This is a genomic window from Mesorhizobium sp. (assembly GCF_004962245.1).
Classification (GTDB): domain Bacteria; phylum Pseudomonadota; class Alphaproteobacteria; order Rhizobiales; family Rhizobiaceae; genus Mesorhizobium.
Window position 1 is genome coordinate 71,516 of record NZ_SUHQ01000020.1, and the last position, 16,302, is coordinate 87,817.

At 62.4% G+C, this 16,302-nt stretch carries 14 protein-coding genes; 5 read left to right on the forward strand and 9 right to left on the reverse strand.

Annotated features, from left to right (window positions below):
• Positions 1-25: 25 nt before the first annotated feature.
• The 7 genes from E5X88_RS21190 to E5X88_RS21220 all read right to left on the reverse strand — a co-directional run bounded on the left by E5X88_RS21190 (position 26) and on the right by E5X88_RS21220 (position 8,920).
• Positions 26-250 (reverse strand): aa3-type cytochrome c oxidase subunit IV, encoded by a 225-nt coding sequence (locus E5X88_RS21190; RefSeq protein WP_292164743.1) that lies wholly within the window; start codon positions 248-250, stop codon positions 26-28.
• Positions 251-429: 179 nt separating this feature from the next.
• Positions 430-579: a DUF3096 domain-containing protein gene (locus E5X88_RS21195; protein WP_065006071.1), complete on the reverse strand. Its 150-nt coding sequence runs from the start codon at positions 577-579 to the stop codon at positions 430-432.
• A 126-nt stretch (positions 580-705) separates the two neighbouring features.
• Positions 706-1,419, reverse strand: a complete 714-nt coding sequence (locus tag E5X88_RS21200; protein WP_292164844.1) for a hypothetical protein — start codon at positions 1,417-1,419, stop codon at positions 706-708.
• 215 nt (positions 1,420-1,634) lie between these two features.
• Positions 1,635-3,947, reverse strand: coding sequence for an EAL domain-containing protein (locus E5X88_RS21205; protein WP_292164744.1), 2,313 nt, complete (start codon positions 3,945-3,947; stop codon positions 1,635-1,637).
• Between the two features lie 135 nt (positions 3,948-4,082).
• On the reverse strand, positions 4,083-7,562 hold the full coding sequence (locus E5X88_RS21210; protein WP_292164745.1) for an indolepyruvate ferredoxin oxidoreductase family protein: 3,480 nt from the start codon (positions 7,560-7,562) through the stop codon (positions 4,083-4,085).
• 220 nt (positions 7,563-7,782) lie between these two features.
• Positions 7,783-8,316, reverse strand: coding sequence for a hypothetical protein (locus E5X88_RS21215; RefSeq protein WP_292164746.1), 534 nt, complete (start codon positions 8,314-8,316; stop codon positions 7,783-7,785).
• Positions 8,309-8,920 carry a CGNR zinc finger domain-containing protein gene (locus tag E5X88_RS21220; RefSeq protein ID WP_292164747.1) on the reverse strand — a complete coding sequence of 204 codons (612 nt, stop codon included), beginning with the start codon at positions 8,918-8,920 and terminating at the stop codon, positions 8,309-8,311. Before E5X88_RS21220 ends, E5X88_RS21215 begins: the two co-directional genes overlap by 8 nt.
• Before the next feature lie 98 nt (positions 8,921-9,018).
• Here E5X88_RS21220 and E5X88_RS21225 point away from each other — a divergent pair, with 98 nt between their 5' ends.
• The 4 genes from E5X88_RS21225 to E5X88_RS21240 all read left to right on the forward strand — a co-directional run bounded on the left by E5X88_RS21225 (position 9,019) and on the right by E5X88_RS21240 (position 13,639).
• Positions 9,019-9,924 carry a branched-chain amino acid ABC transporter permease gene (locus E5X88_RS21225; RefSeq protein ID WP_292164748.1) on the forward strand — a complete coding sequence of 302 codons (906 nt, stop codon included), beginning with the start codon at positions 9,019-9,021 and terminating at the stop codon, positions 9,922-9,924.
• A gap of 304 nt (positions 9,925-10,228) precedes the next feature.
• Entirely contained in the window at positions 10,229-10,813 is a 585-nt protein-coding gene (locus E5X88_RS21230) for a TRAP transporter small permease subunit (RefSeq protein ID WP_292164749.1), read from the forward strand.
• On the forward strand, positions 10,813-12,597 hold the full coding sequence (locus E5X88_RS21235; RefSeq protein ID WP_292164846.1) for a TRAP transporter large permease subunit: 1,785 nt from the start codon (positions 10,813-10,815) through the stop codon (positions 12,595-12,597). Before E5X88_RS21230 ends, E5X88_RS21235 begins: the two co-directional genes overlap by 1 nt.
• A 19-nt stretch (positions 12,598-12,616) precedes the next feature.
• Positions 12,617-13,639: a zinc-dependent alcohol dehydrogenase family protein gene (locus tag E5X88_RS21240; RefSeq protein ID WP_292164750.1), complete on the forward strand. Its 1,023-nt coding sequence runs from the start codon at positions 12,617-12,619 to the stop codon at positions 13,637-13,639.
• 57 nt (positions 13,640-13,696) lie between these two features.
• Here E5X88_RS21240 and E5X88_RS21245 read toward each other — a convergent pair whose 3' ends face one another.
• The gene (locus E5X88_RS21245; protein WP_292164752.1) at positions 13,697-14,806 is read right to left on the reverse strand and encodes a TRAP transporter substrate-binding protein; all 1,110 of its coding nucleotides are present in this window, start codon (positions 14,804-14,806) and stop codon (positions 13,697-13,699) included.
• Positions 14,807-15,092: 286 nt separating this feature from the next.
• Here E5X88_RS21245 and E5X88_RS21250 point away from each other — a divergent pair, with 286 nt between their 5' ends.
• Positions 15,093-15,866: a gamma-glutamyl-gamma-aminobutyrate hydrolase family protein gene (locus E5X88_RS21250; protein WP_292164754.1), complete on the forward strand. Its 774-nt coding sequence runs from the start codon at positions 15,093-15,095 to the stop codon at positions 15,864-15,866.
• Between the two features lie 14 nt (positions 15,867-15,880).
• Here the strand turns inward: E5X88_RS21250 and E5X88_RS21255 are convergent, their stop codons facing one another.
• On the reverse strand, positions 15,881-16,276 hold the full coding sequence (locus tag E5X88_RS21255) for a hypothetical protein (protein ID WP_292164756.1): 396 nt from the start codon (positions 16,274-16,276) through the stop codon (positions 15,881-15,883).
• Positions 16,277-16,302: the final 26 nt, after the last annotated feature.

Genomic DNA, 16,302 nt, shown 5'->3' on the forward strand with positions numbered 1-16,302 from the left:
CACGCGCAAGGGTTTTTTGAAAAATCTACCGGAGAATGAAGGCGCCGACGGCGAGGATCAGAACGAACAGGATGAACGCCGAGAAGAAGCCGCCCGCAAAGAAACCGAAGGCCATCGACAAAAGCACGGCGAGGCAAAAGAGCGATCCGTATTTGGCGAGCCTGACAAAGCCGGCATAGGTGCGGTCATGCTCGGCATAGTCCATCTTCGCGCCCAGTTCGACAGGACCGGTCGGCGTGTGATCAGCCATAGGAATACCCCTTCGAAGACATCTTTCAGGCACATAGCGAAAAGCCGGGCCGAGGGCAATGGCGCTATTGCCGCATCGCGGCCGACAACAGCCTCAAGGGAAAGTTGAAGCTGCCGGATGCAGGAGGATGTTGCGAAGGGCTGCCGCCTGCGCTTCCTTGCCGGCTGAGGCTTGTCACATCAGCCGGCGAGCTGCGGAAACAGCCCAAGCAGACCGACGACGATCAGATAGAGCGCGACGATGTAGTTCAGGAGTCGCGGCATCACCAGGATCAGCACGCCGGCAATCAGCGAGATCAGCGGCGTGAGCGCGAGCGTGGAAATGGTCATGTCGGTTCCTTTCGAAGGGATTGCCGTCAACGCGATGCAGGTCGACGTCGTTCAAGCGCTACCGCGCCCTTGCCAGAACGCCGAAGCGACCAGAAAGCTCCGGCCGCGCTTTAAAATCGCGATCCGTCAAGCGGCTTCGCGGTAGTATTTGGCGGTGGGCAGGATGGTCAGCGGCGCGAGTTCACCGGCACTGGGCGCCTCGAACAGCATGCGCTGCTCCATCGGCGTCGACCGGAAGAACGGAAAACGGGAGAAAGACCGTTCGCGGATGGCGCTGACGTTGGCGCGGTAGAGCACGACCTTGTAATTTAGGCCCGGATAATCGCGCAACTCGCCAATCTGCTCGGAACAGTAAATGCGACGGTAGAAGCCTGCATGTTCCGGGCGGATGGTGGAGAGGCAGTAAGGCGCGTCGAAGTAGAAGCATGCCATGCCAGCGAGGCGCAGCGTCAGATACGGAATCTGCGGATAGACCCGCGACCAGTCCGGATCGGCGGCAAAGCGGCTGGGGTCGGCAAAATGCGCACCAGATGCCAGCATGGGGCGCAATATGTCGCCATAGACTGTCGTGGAAGGCGACTGCGGCGTAGCGCTGCAGGCATGGTGAATGCGCAGCGTGCTGACCAGAACGCCGTCGATATAGATTCCGAACTTGGAGCAATTGGCCGCTTCGTCGAGCTCGTCATGCACAATATGGTCGGGATTCTCCGAGACCATATCGCTCAAACGATAAGATTTGTAGCGCAACCTGTAGATGTCTTCGAGGTCTTCGCCCTTGTCGCAGCGACGATATTCCGTCCGTTCGAGCATTGCCGAGACATTTCTGGCAAAGCTGGACATGGTATCGGACGCATCAATCCCGTCCGCGCTCGCCGCCTGACGAGGCGAAATCAACTCAACACCCATGAACTCAAATCCCCGTAAACTGCCGCCGCGATGGACACTACGGCAGGGTCGTGAGATGTAAAGATGAAAATAAGATAGAGGTAATTTACCAGGTGTTAAGGTTAATAATTGGTAAAATTGTACTAAAATGTGAGATTTTTTGGCAGAAATCAGCGATGCCCCGCCTTTCTGACCGTCTTGATGTCCTTGGCGAAGGGCCAAACCGTGCTCGACATGGTCTCGATGCCGGACGCGCTGAGCGCTGAGCCGAACAGGAACCCCTGGACTAGGTCCGGCTTGACCTGCAAGGCCAGGATCTTGAGCTGTTCAAAGGTCTCGACGCCCTCGACGGTCACCGAAAGCCCCAGCGGCCGAGACAGATTGACGATGCCCTTGAGCAACTCGAGCGAGCGGCTGCTTTGGGTGACGTCCATCAGGAACGATCGATCGATCTTGATCTTGTCGAGCGGCAGTTTGTGAAGATAACTCAGGCTCGAATAGCCGGTGCCGAAATCGTCGAGCGCGATGCGCACGCCAAGCCGCTTCAATTCCTCGATATACTGACGCGTCAGCGACTTGTCGTCGAGCAGCGCCGTCTCGGTGACCTCGATCTCCAGGCGGCCGGCGGCGAGACCGGAACTGGCGAGCGCATCGCTGACCTTCTGGACGACGTCACGATTGCGGAAGTCCTTGGCCGAGAGATTGACCGAGACACTGGTCTGTACGGGCCATTTGGCGCATTCGGTGCACGCTGCATGCAGGACAAAGGTGCTGATCTCGGAAATGATACCCATTTCTTCAGCCAGCGGAATGAAGATGCTGGGCGAGATCGGCCCGAGATCGGGGTGGTCCCAACGGCACAGCGCCTCGCAACTGGCGATGCGCATCGTGCTCATTGACACGATCGGCTGATAGACCACCCGCAACCGCTTGCTTTCCACAGCGGTGCGCAGGTCCGCCTTCATCAGCTGGCGGTTGCGGAAAGCGGCGTCTATCGATGCCTCGAACAGCCGCCACGTGTTCTTGCCGAGTTCCTTGGCCTTATAGAGCGCGAGATCCGCCTTGACGATCATGGCATCGACATCGGTATCCTTGACCCGCGACAGCACGGCGCCACCGCTGGCCTGGATACGCAATCCGTGGCCGGCGACGTCGACCTCGCCCTGCAACTCGACGAAAATCTCGTCGAGTTGGCCGATCAGATGGCTTTCGTCCTCGACGCGGTCGAAGAAGATCATGAACTCGTCGCCGCCGAAACGGCTGACGGTGATGCCTGGGCCAGCGACCGCCGCCAGCCGCTCCGCGACGGCGTAGATCAACCCGTCGCCGACCGGATGGCCAAGCGTGTCGTTGACGCTCTTGAAATCGTCGAGGTCGAGCACGGCGAGCCCGCAAAGACGATCGAGATCGCCGGACGCCATGGCCTCTCCGATCAGCTCGTGGAAATAGGCGCGATTGGGCAGGCCGGTGAGGCTGTCGTAACGCGCCATGAAGCGTATCTTGTCTTCCGCCTCGACGCGGGCCGTCACATCCTCGAAGGTAATGACGCCCAGTTCCTGGCTGCCTTCACGCGCCGAAAACTCATAGTGCTGCCCATTCGCGAGCGAGACGAGAACCTTGCGGTCGCGGCCCTCGCGCAAAGCACGCGTAAGCTGGGCTTCGATGTAGCGGCAGTCCTTCGGCGCCAGCATGCCGCCGGCAACGCCACGCATCAGCAGACCGTGGATCGACCGCCCGAGCAGCGCGTCGGGCGACTTGAGCGACATCAGATGCGCGGCTTCGGCATTGGCCACCGCCACCCGGCCGTCGGGGCCGAGCATGACGAGGCCATGCGACATGGTGTTCAGCGCCCGATTGAAGCGCTGGGCGATGCGGTTCGCTTTTTTTTCCTCGGACAAAGCTGTGAAAAGCACCTCCCTGACCAGATCGGCGAAGCGTTTGATCGCGAACAGGAAGGGAGCCGACATCAGGCCGAGTATCACATGGTAGACATCACCACGCAGGATGAAGCCCAGCGAGATCGGCCACGTCATGGTCATGATGAAGATCATGACCATCCTCGGGGAGCCGTAATTGCGACCGGCGATCGAAGTGGCGGACGCCAGCGTAACACAGACAGCGGCTATTTCGGCATAGTTGTCATGCGCCAGATAGATGCCGACGAAACAGAAAGCGCCCAGCATGAAACCATGCATGGAGCCGTAGAGAATGTAATCGTTCTCGCGACGACGCGCCTCCGCCCAATTCCTGGGTGATGGGGCGTTGCGATATTTCCTGATGTTGCGCAGGCGCAAGAAGGCGACGGTCAGCAATCCGACAGCCACCGCAATGTAGGTCGGATCCCTGGTCTTCCAGTAGACCAGCATGACCAGTAGGGTTTGGGCAAAGAATCCAATCGAAAGCGTCAGGCCGTCGCGAAACAGTGTTTCCACGAACGGGATATAGACGTCGACCGGAATCTCGTTTTTTCTTTTTAGACTCACGCCTGAATCCCAACCCTGGGGAGCCAAGCTGTGTCACATTCGCCTTAAGAAAGGTTTAGAGGGGCCGTTTCGGGCCTCTCCGCCAAGCCGGTTGACGTAGGGGAACTCTTCTTCAGGTAAACAAGGCGTATCGGATCACTCGGCGGCCTGGAGCTTCGGTCGTACGGGCGTCTTTTCCAGGCGGTCGAGCAGCCTCTGGCGCTCGCCGGCGGCCTTTTCGGCACTGGCCTGCCTGACGTGACCATAGCCGCGAATGAGCGCCGGCACCGAGGCAAGCGCTGCCGCGGCCTCGACCTTACCCGGCGCCAGCGTACTGGAGACAAGCTCCAGATCGGCCTCGTACTGCGCAAGAAGCTGCCGTTCCATACGCCTTTCGGTGCTGTAGCCGAACACATCGAAAACCGTGCCGCGCAAGCCTTTCATCGCTGCCAGCAGGCGAAACCCCTTCATCATCCAGGGACCGAAGCTCGATTTCCTCGGCTTACCGTCCCTGCCGCGCCTGCCCATGATCGGCGGCGCGAGATGGAATTCGAGTTTGTCGTAGCTCTGAAACTGCTTTCCCAGCTCGGCGGCGAAGGAGCCGTCGGTGTAGAGCCTCGCCACCTCGTATTCGTCCTTGATCGCCATCAGCTTGAACAGGTTCCTCGCGGCAGCCTCGGTCACATCAGTCGAACCGGGCACCGCCCTTGCTTCGGCCTTGCGCAGCGCGGCCAGCCTGTCGGCATAGCGCTTGCCATAGGCAGCGTTCTGATAGGCGGTGAGGAAAGCGACGCGGCGGGCGATGATATCATCCAGCGTCTCCGCGACAGCGGCAGTCTGTGCGGCCTTGCCCGGCTGGGCAACGAGGCCGCGCACGAAATCCGGCTGGTGAGCGGCGCGGCGGCCCCAGCGGAACGCGGCGACGTTCATCGCCACGGCCTGGCCGTTGAGCTCGATCGCCTTTTCCACCGCCTCGGCCGAAAGCGGCAAGCCACCATGCTGGAAGGCGAAGCCGAGCATGAACATGTTGGCGCCGAGCGAACTGCCGAACAGCGCGGTGGCGGTGCGGGTGGCGTCGAAGAAATGCGCCTTGTCGTCGCCGGCGGCAGTACGGATCGCCTTTTTCAGCCGCTCGACAGGCAGCGAGAAGTCCGCCGAACGGGTAAACTCACCGGGCATGATCTCGGCGGTGTTGGCGAGGAAGATCGTGTGGCCTTCGCGCACCGCGGCAAGCACCTTTTGGGCGCCCGACACGACGAGATCACAGCCAAGCACGAGGTCGGCCTTCCCCGCCGAAACGCGGATGGCATGGATATCGTCCGGGCTGCGGGCGATGCGGACATGGGTGAACACCGAGCCGCCCTTTTGGGCAAGGCCGGCCATGTCGATCATGCCGCAGCCCTTGTCTTCGAGATGGGCGGCCATGCCGAGCACCGCGCCGATGGTGACGACGCCGGTGCCGCCGACGCCGTCGATGATCGCCGCCCAGCCTTGCTCGCCAAGCGGGAATTCGGCGGGCACGGGCACGCCGTCGAGCGGATCGGTCGTGCCGGCAATACCCTCGACCTTCCTGATCTTGGCACCATGCACGGTGACGAAGGACGGGCAGAAGCCATTGATGCAGGAGAAATCCTTGTTGCAGCTCGACTGGTCGATCCTGCGCTTGCGGCCGAATTCGGTCTCGACCGGCTGGATCGACACGCAGTTCGACTGCACCCCGCAATCGCCGCAGCCTTCGCAGACCAGCTCGTTGATGAAGACGCGCTTGTCGGGATCGGGGAAGGTGCCGCGCTTGCGGCGGCGGCGCTTTTCGGCGGCGCAGGTCTGGTCGTAAAGCAGCACGGATACACCCTTGACCGCGCGCAATTCGCGTTGGACGAGGTCGAGGTCGTCGCGGTGATGAATGGTGGCGCCGGCGGGGAATTCGACCTTGGCGGCATATTTGCGCGGTTCGTCGGTGACGATGGCGATACGCTCGACACCCTCGGCCCGCACCTGCCTGGCGATCATGTCCACGGTCAGGCCACCCTCGTGCGGCTGGCCGCCGGTCATGGCGACTGCGTCGTTGTAGAGGATCTTGTAAGTGATGTTGGCGTCGGTCGACAGCGCAAAGCGGATCGCCAGCGCACCAGAGTGGTTGTAGGTGCCGTCGCCGAGATTTTGGAAGATGTGGTCGCGCTTCGAGAACGGCGCCTGGCCGACCCATTGCGCGCCCTCGCCGCCCATGGCGGTGAAACCCACGGTGTTACGGTCCATCCACAGCGCCATGAAATGGCAGCCGATGCCGGCGGCGGCGAGCGAACCGTCCGGCACCTTGGTCGAAGAGTTATGCGGGCAGCCGGAGCAGAAGAAGGGCGTGCGCGAGGCGATGTCCGACGTGTCGGCGAGCATCGCCTGGAACTGGCGCAGTTTCGCCACCCGCGCCGCAATCTCGTCCGATGGACCGATCGTTCGCAAGATTCTTTCGCCGAGCGCGATGGCGATGTCGTTGGGATCGAGCGCGCCCTTGGCCGGGAACAGCCCGTCGCCGCGCTCGTCCTTCTTGCCAACGATGACCGGCTGCGTGGCGGTGCCGTAAAGGTTCTCGCGCAGCTGCACCTCGATCAGCGAGCGTTTCTCCTCGACGACGACGATGGTGTCGAGGCCGCGCGCGAAGTCGGCGATGTGCTGCAGGTCGAGCGGCCACGGGCAGCCGACCTTGAACAGCCTGATGCCGATGCGATTGGCGGCAACCTCGTCGATGCCGATGTCTTCCAGCGCCTGGCGAACGTCGAGATAGCTCTTGCCAATGGTGACGATGCCCAGCTTCGGGCTGCGGCCACCGGAATAGACGATCCGGTTCAGCCCGTTGGCATGGATAAAGGCCGAAGCGGCGGCGCGCTTGTATTCATGCAGCCGCTCCTCCTGACCGAGCATGTCGATCTCGTTGCGGATGTTGAGCCCGCCGGGCGGCATGTCGAAGTCGGGGACGACGATATCAAGCCGTTCGAGCGCGGCATCGACCGAAGCCGTCGATTCGATGTTGTCCTTGACGCATTTGATCGCCGCCCAGGTGCCGGCGAAACGCGACATGGCAAAGCCGTAGAGCCCGTAGTCGATGATCTCCTGGACACCGGCCGGATTGAGGATCGGGATCATCGTGTCGACGAACAGGAATTCGGTGGCGTGCGCGTTGGTCGAGGATTCGGCCATGTGGTCGTCGCCCATCAGGGCAAGCACGCCGCCATGTCTGGACGAGCCGGCGAGATTGGCATGGCGAAACACGTCGCCGGAGCGGTCGACGCCCGGCCCCTTGCCGTACCAGACCGAAAAGACGCCGTCGCGCGTGCCTTCGCCCAGCAATTCGGCCTGCTGCGACCCCCAGCAGGCGGTGGCCGCGAGTTCCTCGTTGAGGCCGGGCTGGAAGACGATGTCCGATTGGGCGAGCTGCTTCCTCGCCTTCCAAAGCTGCATGTCGAGGCCGCCGAGCGGCGAGCCGCGATAGCCGGAGACGAAGCCGGCGGTATTCAGGCCAGCCCGGCGGTCGCGCTCGCGCTGCATCAAAAGCATGCGGATGACCGCCTGCGCGCCGGAAAGGAAGATGCGCTCCTTTCCCAAGTCGAACTTGTCGTCGAGCGCGACATCATGCAGCGTCATCAGGCATTTCCTCTGCGGAGGCCGCACGTCGAGCGCAGCCAACGTCGGAGTCGGATGCTGCAGTGTTTCTCCCCTTGCCGGGCAGGTCAAACAAAATCGAAGATGCCAGGCGAAGCGCAACAAACGATCCGCTCCGCGCCCGGTGGCGTAAGAAACCGCACATCGGCTGCTCCGTCAGCGCACGAAAATTCAGGCTGCAGCCGATGCCGGTGGTAATGCGTCAGGTAGCCTTCGAACAGTCGGGCTTGGGTTCGCCCGGCAGTTTGCCGTCCGGATGACCGACAAGGTCGGGATTGGGCGTGTAAAGCTGGTCGATGACCAGTGGCCGGTCGGGCAGGACCGACTGGTCCTGCGTCGACATCAGCGTGGTGTCGATCGTCTGGAGGACCGTACCCTCGACATCCTTGATGCTGATCGCAATCGCATAGGGCTTATCCTTGACGATGCAGAAAAGTGCCGGGCTCTCCAGGGATACCTTGCCGAGCTTTGGCCAGATTTTCTGTTCAACGACCAGTGGCTCGCCGCCGGCCGGATCCTGGAAGCTGGCGACCGCGACCTGTCCTTCCTGCATCGGCCGCAAGGGTCTCAGCGTCACGACATAGGTCGCCCTTGCGAGTCGGTAGTTAAAGACGAAGACCTTGCCGGAGATCTCGAACAATCTGCCTTCGCCGTCCGTGCCGGTATCGCGGCAGGCGCCAAGCGTTGTCGCTGCCACGAGCGCGACAACGATCAAGCGCAAGGGTTTCCTAGACATTGGTGGTTCCTCTGGCGGCCGCTCGACGGCGGCGATAATGGCGGCTTGCCTTCTGGCGGTTGCCGCACACCGCCATGTCGCACCAAAGGCGGCTGGAATTGCGGCTTCTGTCGAGGAACAGCCAATTGCAATTGGGGCAGATCCTCAGCCTTGCGATCGCGTCGCCCTGCAGCAGAGACAGTGCGGAAACCGCCAGGGCCGCCTCGAAGGCGATGGGCGTCGCCGGATCGCCGAATGGCCGTCCCGGCGCACCGATCTCGGTGCGGCTGTGCGCGAGACCTTCGGCGCAGGCTTTCAGAAACGGGGGCAGATCGCCTGTGGCGACCGTGCCTTTCGACACCGCGCCTCGAAACAGCCGGTCGGTCGTCTCGCGGATCGACAGCACGACCGGCGCGATTCTGTCGGGCAGCGGCGCGTCGAGCCGCCGGCCACCAAGCTCGGCGGCGCGAAAGCCACTTGCCGCGTCAGCAAAACGGGCGATCTCCGCCGGATTGTCGAAACGGTCGAAGGTTTTCCGGGGATCGCCCCGCAGCACGACTGTGTTCGCCGTGTCGAGCGCAAGAAGGCCGCCGGTGAAGCGGTGCGGGGTCCAGGAAACCGTCATGAGCCCTATTTCTAACCGATAACTGGCATTTGACAAGTTAGATTACCCGATGCAAATCTGCGCGGGGACGCGGTTTTCCGCGATCCAAGGAAATGCGCATGCTCTATTTCTCCCAGCAGGTCCTCAACGGGCTGCATTCCGGCGCTCTCTATGCGCTGCTCGCCTTCGGCTATGTGCTAACCAATGGCGTCCTGCACCGGACGAACCTCGCCTATGGCGCGCTGTTCGCCTTTTGCGGGCAGACGATGATCCTCACCGCAGCCTTCGGCTATCAGGCCCTGTGGCTGACCCTGTTCGCTGCCGTCGCACTCGGCATTGTCGCGGCATTCCTGTATGCGGCGCTGATCAGTCATGTCCTGTCTCGCAGCATCTTCGAGCCGCTGGCCGACCGCACGCCCAACGCGATCGTGGTGACGACGCTGGGCATATTGCTGCTCCTGTCGGAGGCAAGCCGTATTGCCGCCGACACCCACGACCTGTGGCTGCCGCCGATGCTGGCCGAGCCCGTCGTCTTCGCGCAGGACGCCCGTTTCAAGGTGACACTGACGCTCATCCAGCTGCTCGACTGCGCGGTCGTCGCGGCAACCATCGCGCTCGCCGCCTGGGCGCTCGCCCGCTCGAGCTTCGGCCGGCGCTGGCGCGCCGTGTCCGACGACCCTAAAGCCGCGGCCATGTGCGGCGTCGACGTGCGCGCCATGTTTCGGCACGCGGTGCTCGCCGGCGGCCTTTGCGCGGCGCTGGCCGGTGTGCTCGCCGGCCTTTACTATGGCAACGTCAGCTTCGGCTCCGGCCTGGTCTACGGATTGAAAATCCTGTTCGTGACGGCGGTGGGCGGCTATCTCTCGCCGTTGCGGGCGGCGCTTGGTGCCGCGGCCTTCGGCATGGCCGAATCGCTGTGGGCCGGCTATTTCCCGGTCGAATGGCGCGACGCCTGGATGTATCTGTTCCTCGTCGCCATGCTGGTGCTGATCGGCGCCGGCCGCGACCAGGGCAAGATTGCCTGACCCGCATCAGACTTGGGTAGACTTTGGTTGCATGACGTCTACAGCGCCGCGCGTCCTCTCGGACGCGCGGCGGACGCTGTAGCACTTTGATTTTGCGCATGATCCTTTCCGAAATTCGATTCCGATTTTCGGGGTCATGCGCTGCGTCAGGCGGCTGTCTCGCCTCTTCCTAACCTCACAAGATTGCTTTACTCGGTCTGCACTGTGTTGACCCGCCGGGCCACGCACGGCATACCGTTGGGCCACAGCGAGGCGACGGAAAACACACGGGAATCGGCGCGCCTCTGACATAAGGGAGGAATGCATGGCAGGGCTTCTCGCTCTATCCAGAACCATCGATCGTGTGAACGAATTCATCGGCAGATGGGTATCGTGGCTGATCCTGCTGGCAATCCTGGTCAGCGCCGCCAATGCGGTCATCCGCAAGACGTTCGACATGTCGTCGAACGCCTGGCTGGAACTGCAGTGGTATTTGTTCGGCGCCGCCTTCATGCTGGCCGCCGCCTACACGCTGAAGCAGAACGACCATATCCGCATCGACATCGTCTACGGCATGTTCTCGCGCCGCGTGCAGCACTGGATCGACCTTTTCGGCCATGTCTTCTTCCTGATGCCGTTCGTGACGCTGATGGTGATCTATTTCGTACCCTATGTGTCGCTGTCGTTTCACAGCGGCGAAATGTCGAACAATTCCGGCGGGCTGATCATCTGGCCGGCAAAGGCGATCCTGCTGGCCGGCTTTTTCCTGCTCGCGCTCCAGGGGATCTCCGAGATCATCAAGAAGATCGCCATCATGCGCGGCGACATGGACGATCCCACCCCGTTCATATCGGTACATGAGCAGGCCGAACTCGAAGCCAAAGCGCTCGCCGAAGAGGTGCGCTCGTGATGGAGTTCATCGCCCAGAACATGGCACCGATCATGTTCGCCTCGCTGGTCCTCTTCCTGCTGATCGGCTATCCGGTCGCCTTTTCGCTCGCCGCCAACGGCCTGCTGTTCTTCTTCATCGGCGTGCTTCTGTCGCCTTATTCGGGCGGATCGATTAACCTCGCCTGGCCGCTGCTGCACGCGCTGCCGGATAATTTCTACGGCAGCCGGGTGATGTCCAACGACACGCTGCTGGCCATCCCGTTTTTCACCTTCATGGGCATCGTGCTCGAACGATCGGGCATGGCCGAGGACCTTCTCGACACGATCGGCCAATTGTTCGGGCCGATCCGCGGCGGCCTCGCCTATGCCGTGATCTTTGTCGGCGCGCTGCTTGCCGCAACCACCGGTGTGGTGGCTGCCTCCGTCATCGCCATGGGCCTTATCTCGCTGCCAATCATGTTGCGCTACGGCTATGACCGCCGCGTGGCGTCCGGCGTCATTGCCGCATCGGGCACGCTCGCCCAGATCATTCCGCCCTCGCTGGTGCTGATCGTTTTGGCCGACCAGCTCGGCCGCTCGGTCGGCGACATGTATGCGGGCGCGCTGATCCCGGGGCTGGTTCTGACCAGCCTCTACACGATGTATATCGTGATCATGTCGATCGTCCGGCCGAAGTCGATGCCGGCCCTGCCGCTTGAGGCCCGCACGCTCGGCCACGGTGTCCTGTCGCTGCTGGTCGCGGTGCTGGCGGCAGTGGTGATTTCCTACGCGGCGTATCGCTATCTTGCGCCCTCGCACGGCCAAAACGCCGACATCCTCGGCGCCACCATCGGCGTAATCTTTATCTACGTCGTGGCAATCGCCGACCAGCGCCTGAAGATCAACATGATGTCGCGGCTGGCGCAGCAGGTGATCATCGTGCTGATCCCGCCGCTGGCGCTGATCTTCCTGGTGTTGGGCACCATCTTCCTCGGCATCGCCACACCGACCGAGGGCGGCGCCATGGGCGCTGTCGGCGCGCTGATCATGGCGGCGATGAAGGGGCGGCTGTCGTTGGACGTGATCAAGCAGGCACTGGCGTCGACGACGCGGCTGTCATCCTTCGTGCTGTTCATCCTGATCGGTGCGCGGGTGTTTTCACTGACCTTCTACGGCGTCAACGGCCATATCTGGGTCGAACACCTCCTGACATCGCTGCCGGGCGGTGAAGTCGGCTTCCTGATCGGCGTGAACATCCTCGTCTTCTTGCTCGCCTTTTTCCTCGATTTCTTCGAGCTCGCCTTCATCATTGTGCCGCTTTTGGCGCCGGCCGCCGACAAGCTCGGCATCGACCTGATCTGGTTCGGCGTGCTGCTCGGCGTCAACATGCAGACCAGCTTCATGCATCCACCCTTTGGCTTCGCGCTGTTCTACCTGCGCTCTGTCGCCGCGCGAGTGCCTTATCTGGATCGCCTCACCGGCAAGCAGATCGCACCGGTGACCACCGGCCAGATCTATTGGGGCGCGGTTCCCTTCGTTTGCATCCAGGTCATCATGATCGGGTTGACCATCGCCTTCCCGCAGATGGTGATGCACTACAAGGGCACGGCGGTCGACCCGGGCACGATCGATTACCAAGTGCCGGAAGCGCCTGGTTTCGGCCTGCCATCGCTCGGCGCACCACCAGCCGACGGCACCGCACCGGCCGCGCCTGCGGCGCCCGGAGCCCAGGACCTGTCGCAGCCGCCGAATTTCGGTGAAACACCACCTGCCAAGCCGGCGGCCCCAGCGACCGATCTGTCCCAACCGCCGAGTTTCAATTGATGCCGGAGGCTTAACAATCATGAAAGCGGTTCGGCTGGAGGGCGTGGGTGGCATCGCCCTGCGCGAGATCGGCAAACCGTCCGCCGGGCCGGACGATCTCCTGGTGTGGATCGAGGCGTGCGGCGTCTGCGGCACCGACCGGCATCTTTTCCATGGCGAATTTCCCTGTACGCCACCGGTGACGCTCGGGCATGAATTCTCCGGGATCGTGGAGGCGATTGGAACCGCTGTGTCCGGCTTTTCGGTCGGCGATCGCGTCACCGGCGATCCCAACATCGCCTGCGGGCGCTGTCCGCACTGCCATGCCGGTCGCATCAATCTCTGCCATAATCTGATTGCCATCGGCATTCATCGCGACGGCGGCTTCGCCGAATATGTCGTGCTGCCTCAGAAGCAGGCCTTCCTCCTTCCGAAAGACCTGAAGCCAACGCATGGCGCGCTTTGCGAGCCGCTCGGCTGCTGCCTGCATGGCTTGGATCTGGCGCAGATCAAGCCCGGCTCCTCGGTCGCCGTGCTTGGCGGCGGCGTGATCGGCCTGCTCACCGTGCAACTGGCAAGGCTTGCCGGCGCGACCACGATTATCCTGTCGACGCGCCAGGCCTCGCGGCGTGCCCTCGCCGAGGAATTGGGCGCGACGGCGACGGTCGACCCCAGAGCTTACGATATCATCGACGCAATTGTCGGTCCGTCGGGTCTGCTGCCGGGCGGTGTCGATGTGGTGTTCGAATGTGCTGGCGTAAGAGAGACGGTTGAGCAATCGATGCGGCTCGCCAAGGCCGGCGGCACCGTTGTCGTCGTCGGCGTGATGCCTCAAGGTATGAAGGCAGAATTCGAACCTTTCGACCTGTTGTTCCGGGAATTGAAGGTTCTGGGCTCTTTCCTCAATCCGTTTACGCATCGCCGGGCCGCCGATCTCATCGCCTCGGGTGCGATCGAGATCGACAAGCTCATCTCACGGCAGGTCCCGCTCGAAGACGCGGCCGAAGTGATCGCCAATCCGCCTGCGCCAGGTGAAGTCAAGGTGCTGGTGGTGCCGCGCTGATCAATCGAAGTGTTACGGCGCCACGCGTCCGAAGAACGCGAGGCGCCGTAACTGTTGTCAGAGCTTGCCGTTGCGCTGCTGGACCATCATGAAGGTGTCGTAATTGTATTCGGCCACCTGCGCCCAGAGATAGTGCTCCTTGCGGAAGGCCTTGATCGAGTCCCAGATCTTCTTGAACGGCGCGTTCGAGGCCTCCATCTCGGCATAGACCTCGTTTGCCTTTTCGAAACAGGCCGCCATGATCTCCTGGCTGAACGGGCGCAGTTTCGCGCCGCCGGCCACCAGCCGCCTCACCGCTGCCGGATTGAGATAGTCGTATTTCTGCAGCATGTTGGCGTCGGTCGCCTGCGCGGCGCTATGCACCAGCGCCTTGTAGGCCGGCGGAAGCTCCTCGTATTTCGCCTTGTTGAACATCAAATGGACGGTCGGCCCGCCTTCCCACCAGCCTGGGTAATAATAGTTGGGCGCGACCTTGTAGAAGCCGAGCTTCTCGTCGTCATAAGGGCCGACCCATTCGGCAGCGTCGATGGTGCCTTTTTCCAGCGCTGGGTAGATGTCGCCACCGGCGATCTGCTGCGGCACGACGCCGAGCCTTTGCACCACTTTGCCGGCAAAGCCACCGATGCGCATCTTGAGGCCCGAAAGGTCGGCGACGGTGTTGATTTCCTTGCGGAACCATCCGCCCATCTGCACGCCGGTATTGCCGCCCGGCAAGCCAAAAAGGCCCTGCGTGGCCAGGAACTCGTTGAACAGGTCGATGCCGCCACCGTGGTAGTGCCATGCATTGATGCCGCGCGCGTTGAGCGAGAACGGAACCGCGGCACCCAATGCCCATGTGGGGTCCTTGCCCCAATAATAATATGCCACCGTATGGCAGGCCTCGACGGTGCCGGCGGTGGTGGCGTCCGCGACCTGCAGGCCGGGCACCAGCTCACCGGCAGCGAAGACCTGGACCTGGAAGTTGCCGTCGGTTGCATCCGAAAGCATCTTGGAAAAGACCTCGGCGCCGCCATAGATCGTGTCGAGCGATTTCGGGAAGGACGACGCCAGGCGCCATGTCACTTTCGGATTGGATTGAGCGATGGCCGGCGCGGCAAGCGTTGCGGCAGCGGCCGCGGCGCCCACACCGGTCACGCCGGCCTTGCGGATGAATGATCGACGATCCATGAAGTCCTCCCTATTGGATCAACAGACCGATGTTCGGGAATGCTCTGTGCCCGGATCGGCTTCGCGGCAAACAATACACGGGCAAGAAGTCGAGTCCAGCATGGCAGCCGGTTTTGCTGGCGGCGTTTCCGCGAAATTCGCGACGCAAACGCACCTCTTGCAACTTAAGTCTAAAGCCCTTTCCGTGGACCATGCGACATGCCGAAACTTGTCATGGCAAAGCGCCTTCGGATCGCCTATTTTAAAGGCAGAATACATCCCTGCGCTGAATGGAACCGGATCAAAAATGCAGCAGCCGCTCGTCGCCATATCGACCGACGTCCGCCAGTTCGACAACTACACTTGGCATGCCGCCCCGCAGCAATATCTGGAGGCGGCGCTTTCGGGCGCCGGCGTGTTCCCGGTGCTGGTGCCGTCCTTCGGCGACCGGCTCGATTTCGATGAACTGCTTTCCTCCGTCGACGGCGTCATGGTCACCGGCTCGAAGTCCAACGTGCATCCCTCGCTCTATGGCGGCGATGCCAGCGAGGCCAACGGCCCCTACGATCCGGCCCGCGACGCCACCACGCTGCCGCTGATCCGCAAGGCGGTGGAGCGCGGCGTGCCGCTGCTCGCCATCTGCCGTGGCATCCAGGAGATGAATGTGGCGCTGGGCGGCACGCTGGCCGCGGAAATCCATGAGCGCGAGGGGTCGCTGGACCATCGCGCGCCGGCAAGCGACAATCAGGACGAACGCTTCGCTATCCGCCAGACCATTTCGATCAAGCCCGGAAGCTGCCTCGCCGGCGTGTTCGGGGCGGGCGAGATCATGGTCAACTCGGTGCATCGCCAGGCGGTCGACCGGCTCAGCCCAAAGCTACAAATAGAGGCGGTCGCCGCCGATGGCACGGTCGAGGCGGTTTCGGTGCGGGACGCCCACGCCTTCGCTGTCGGCGTCCAGTGGCATCCCGAGTACTGGGTCGCGTCCGACAGCGTTTCGGCAAGGATATTCCGCGCCTTCGGTGACGCGGTGCGCCTGCACGCTGCGGCGAGATCCGGCGCACGCGCCGCCGCTGAGTAATCAAGGTCGAGAGTTCAAGGATCGATGACCGCCAGCGACAGCAGCGGCAGGACTGGCACGTAGGATTCATAGCCGTCGCCGTCGGCGACGGCGAAAGTGACGATCGGGTCGATGCCGTTCGCGCTGAAGGTGACCGTACCGTCATCCTGCTCGCGCCAGAATTTCGCATGCTCGATGCCAGGCAAAACCCGGCGGCAATTCGCGGCGACCGTCAACAACGAGAGGCTATGCGAAACCTCCGTACCACGCTTGACCGCGCAGGACGCTTCGTCGCCATTGGCCACCAGCCTGTAGTCGCCGGACGGTGCTATTGGGTCATTGGCTGCGTTGTGTTCGCCGCTGCCGCCGTGAAACAGTTGGATGCTGCCGAACAGCGCGGTCACCGCCATCAATGCGGGAAGTGCTTTCATCCTGTGTTCTCCGCGTGTCTGGCGAT

What these genes read in the sequence shown, in the direction of transcription:
- E5X88_RS21190 (WP_292164743.1), bottom strand. Translation starts at nt 250, where the DNA reads ATGGCTGATCACACGCCGACCGGTCCTGTCGAACTGGGCGCGAAGATG.
- E5X88_RS21195 (WP_065006071.1), bottom strand. Translation starts at nt 579, where the DNA reads ATGACCATTTCCACGCTCGCGCTCACGCCGCTGATCTCGCTGATTGCC.
- E5X88_RS21200 (WP_292164844.1), bottom strand. Translation starts at nt 1,419, where the DNA reads ATGTCCAGCTTTGCCAGAAATGTCTCGGCAATGCTCGAACGGACGGAA.
- E5X88_RS21210 (WP_292164745.1), bottom strand. Translation starts at nt 7,562, where the DNA reads ATGACGCTGCATGATGTCGCGCTCGACGACAAGTTCGACTTGGGAAAG.
- E5X88_RS21215 (WP_292164746.1), bottom strand. Translation starts at nt 8,316, where the DNA reads ATGTCTAGGAAACCCTTGCGCTTGATCGTTGTCGCGCTCGTGGCAGCG.
- E5X88_RS21220 (WP_292164747.1), bottom strand. Translation starts at nt 8,920, where the DNA reads ATGACGGTTTCCTGGACCCCGCACCGCTTCACCGGCGGCCTTCTTGCG.
- E5X88_RS21225 (WP_292164748.1), top strand. Translation starts at nt 9,019, where the DNA reads ATGCTCTATTTCTCCCAGCAGGTCCTCAACGGGCTGCATTCCGGCGCT.
- E5X88_RS21230 (WP_292164749.1), top strand. Translation starts at nt 10,229, where the DNA reads ATGGCAGGGCTTCTCGCTCTATCCAGAACCATCGATCGTGTGAACGAA.
- E5X88_RS21235 (WP_292164846.1), top strand. Translation starts at nt 10,813, where the DNA reads ATGGAGTTCATCGCCCAGAACATGGCACCGATCATGTTCGCCTCGCTG.
- E5X88_RS21240 (WP_292164750.1), top strand. Translation starts at nt 12,617, where the DNA reads ATGAAAGCGGTTCGGCTGGAGGGCGTGGGTGGCATCGCCCTGCGCGAG.
- E5X88_RS21245 (WP_292164752.1), bottom strand. Translation starts at nt 14,806, where the DNA reads ATGGATCGTCGATCATTCATCCGCAAGGCCGGCGTGACCGGTGTGGGC.
- E5X88_RS21250 (WP_292164754.1), top strand. Translation starts at nt 15,093, where the DNA reads ATGCAGCAGCCGCTCGTCGCCATATCGACCGACGTCCGCCAGTTCGAC.
- E5X88_RS21255 (WP_292164756.1), bottom strand. Translation starts at nt 16,276, where the DNA reads ATGAAAGCACTTCCCGCATTGATGGCGGTGACCGCGCTGTTCGGCAGC.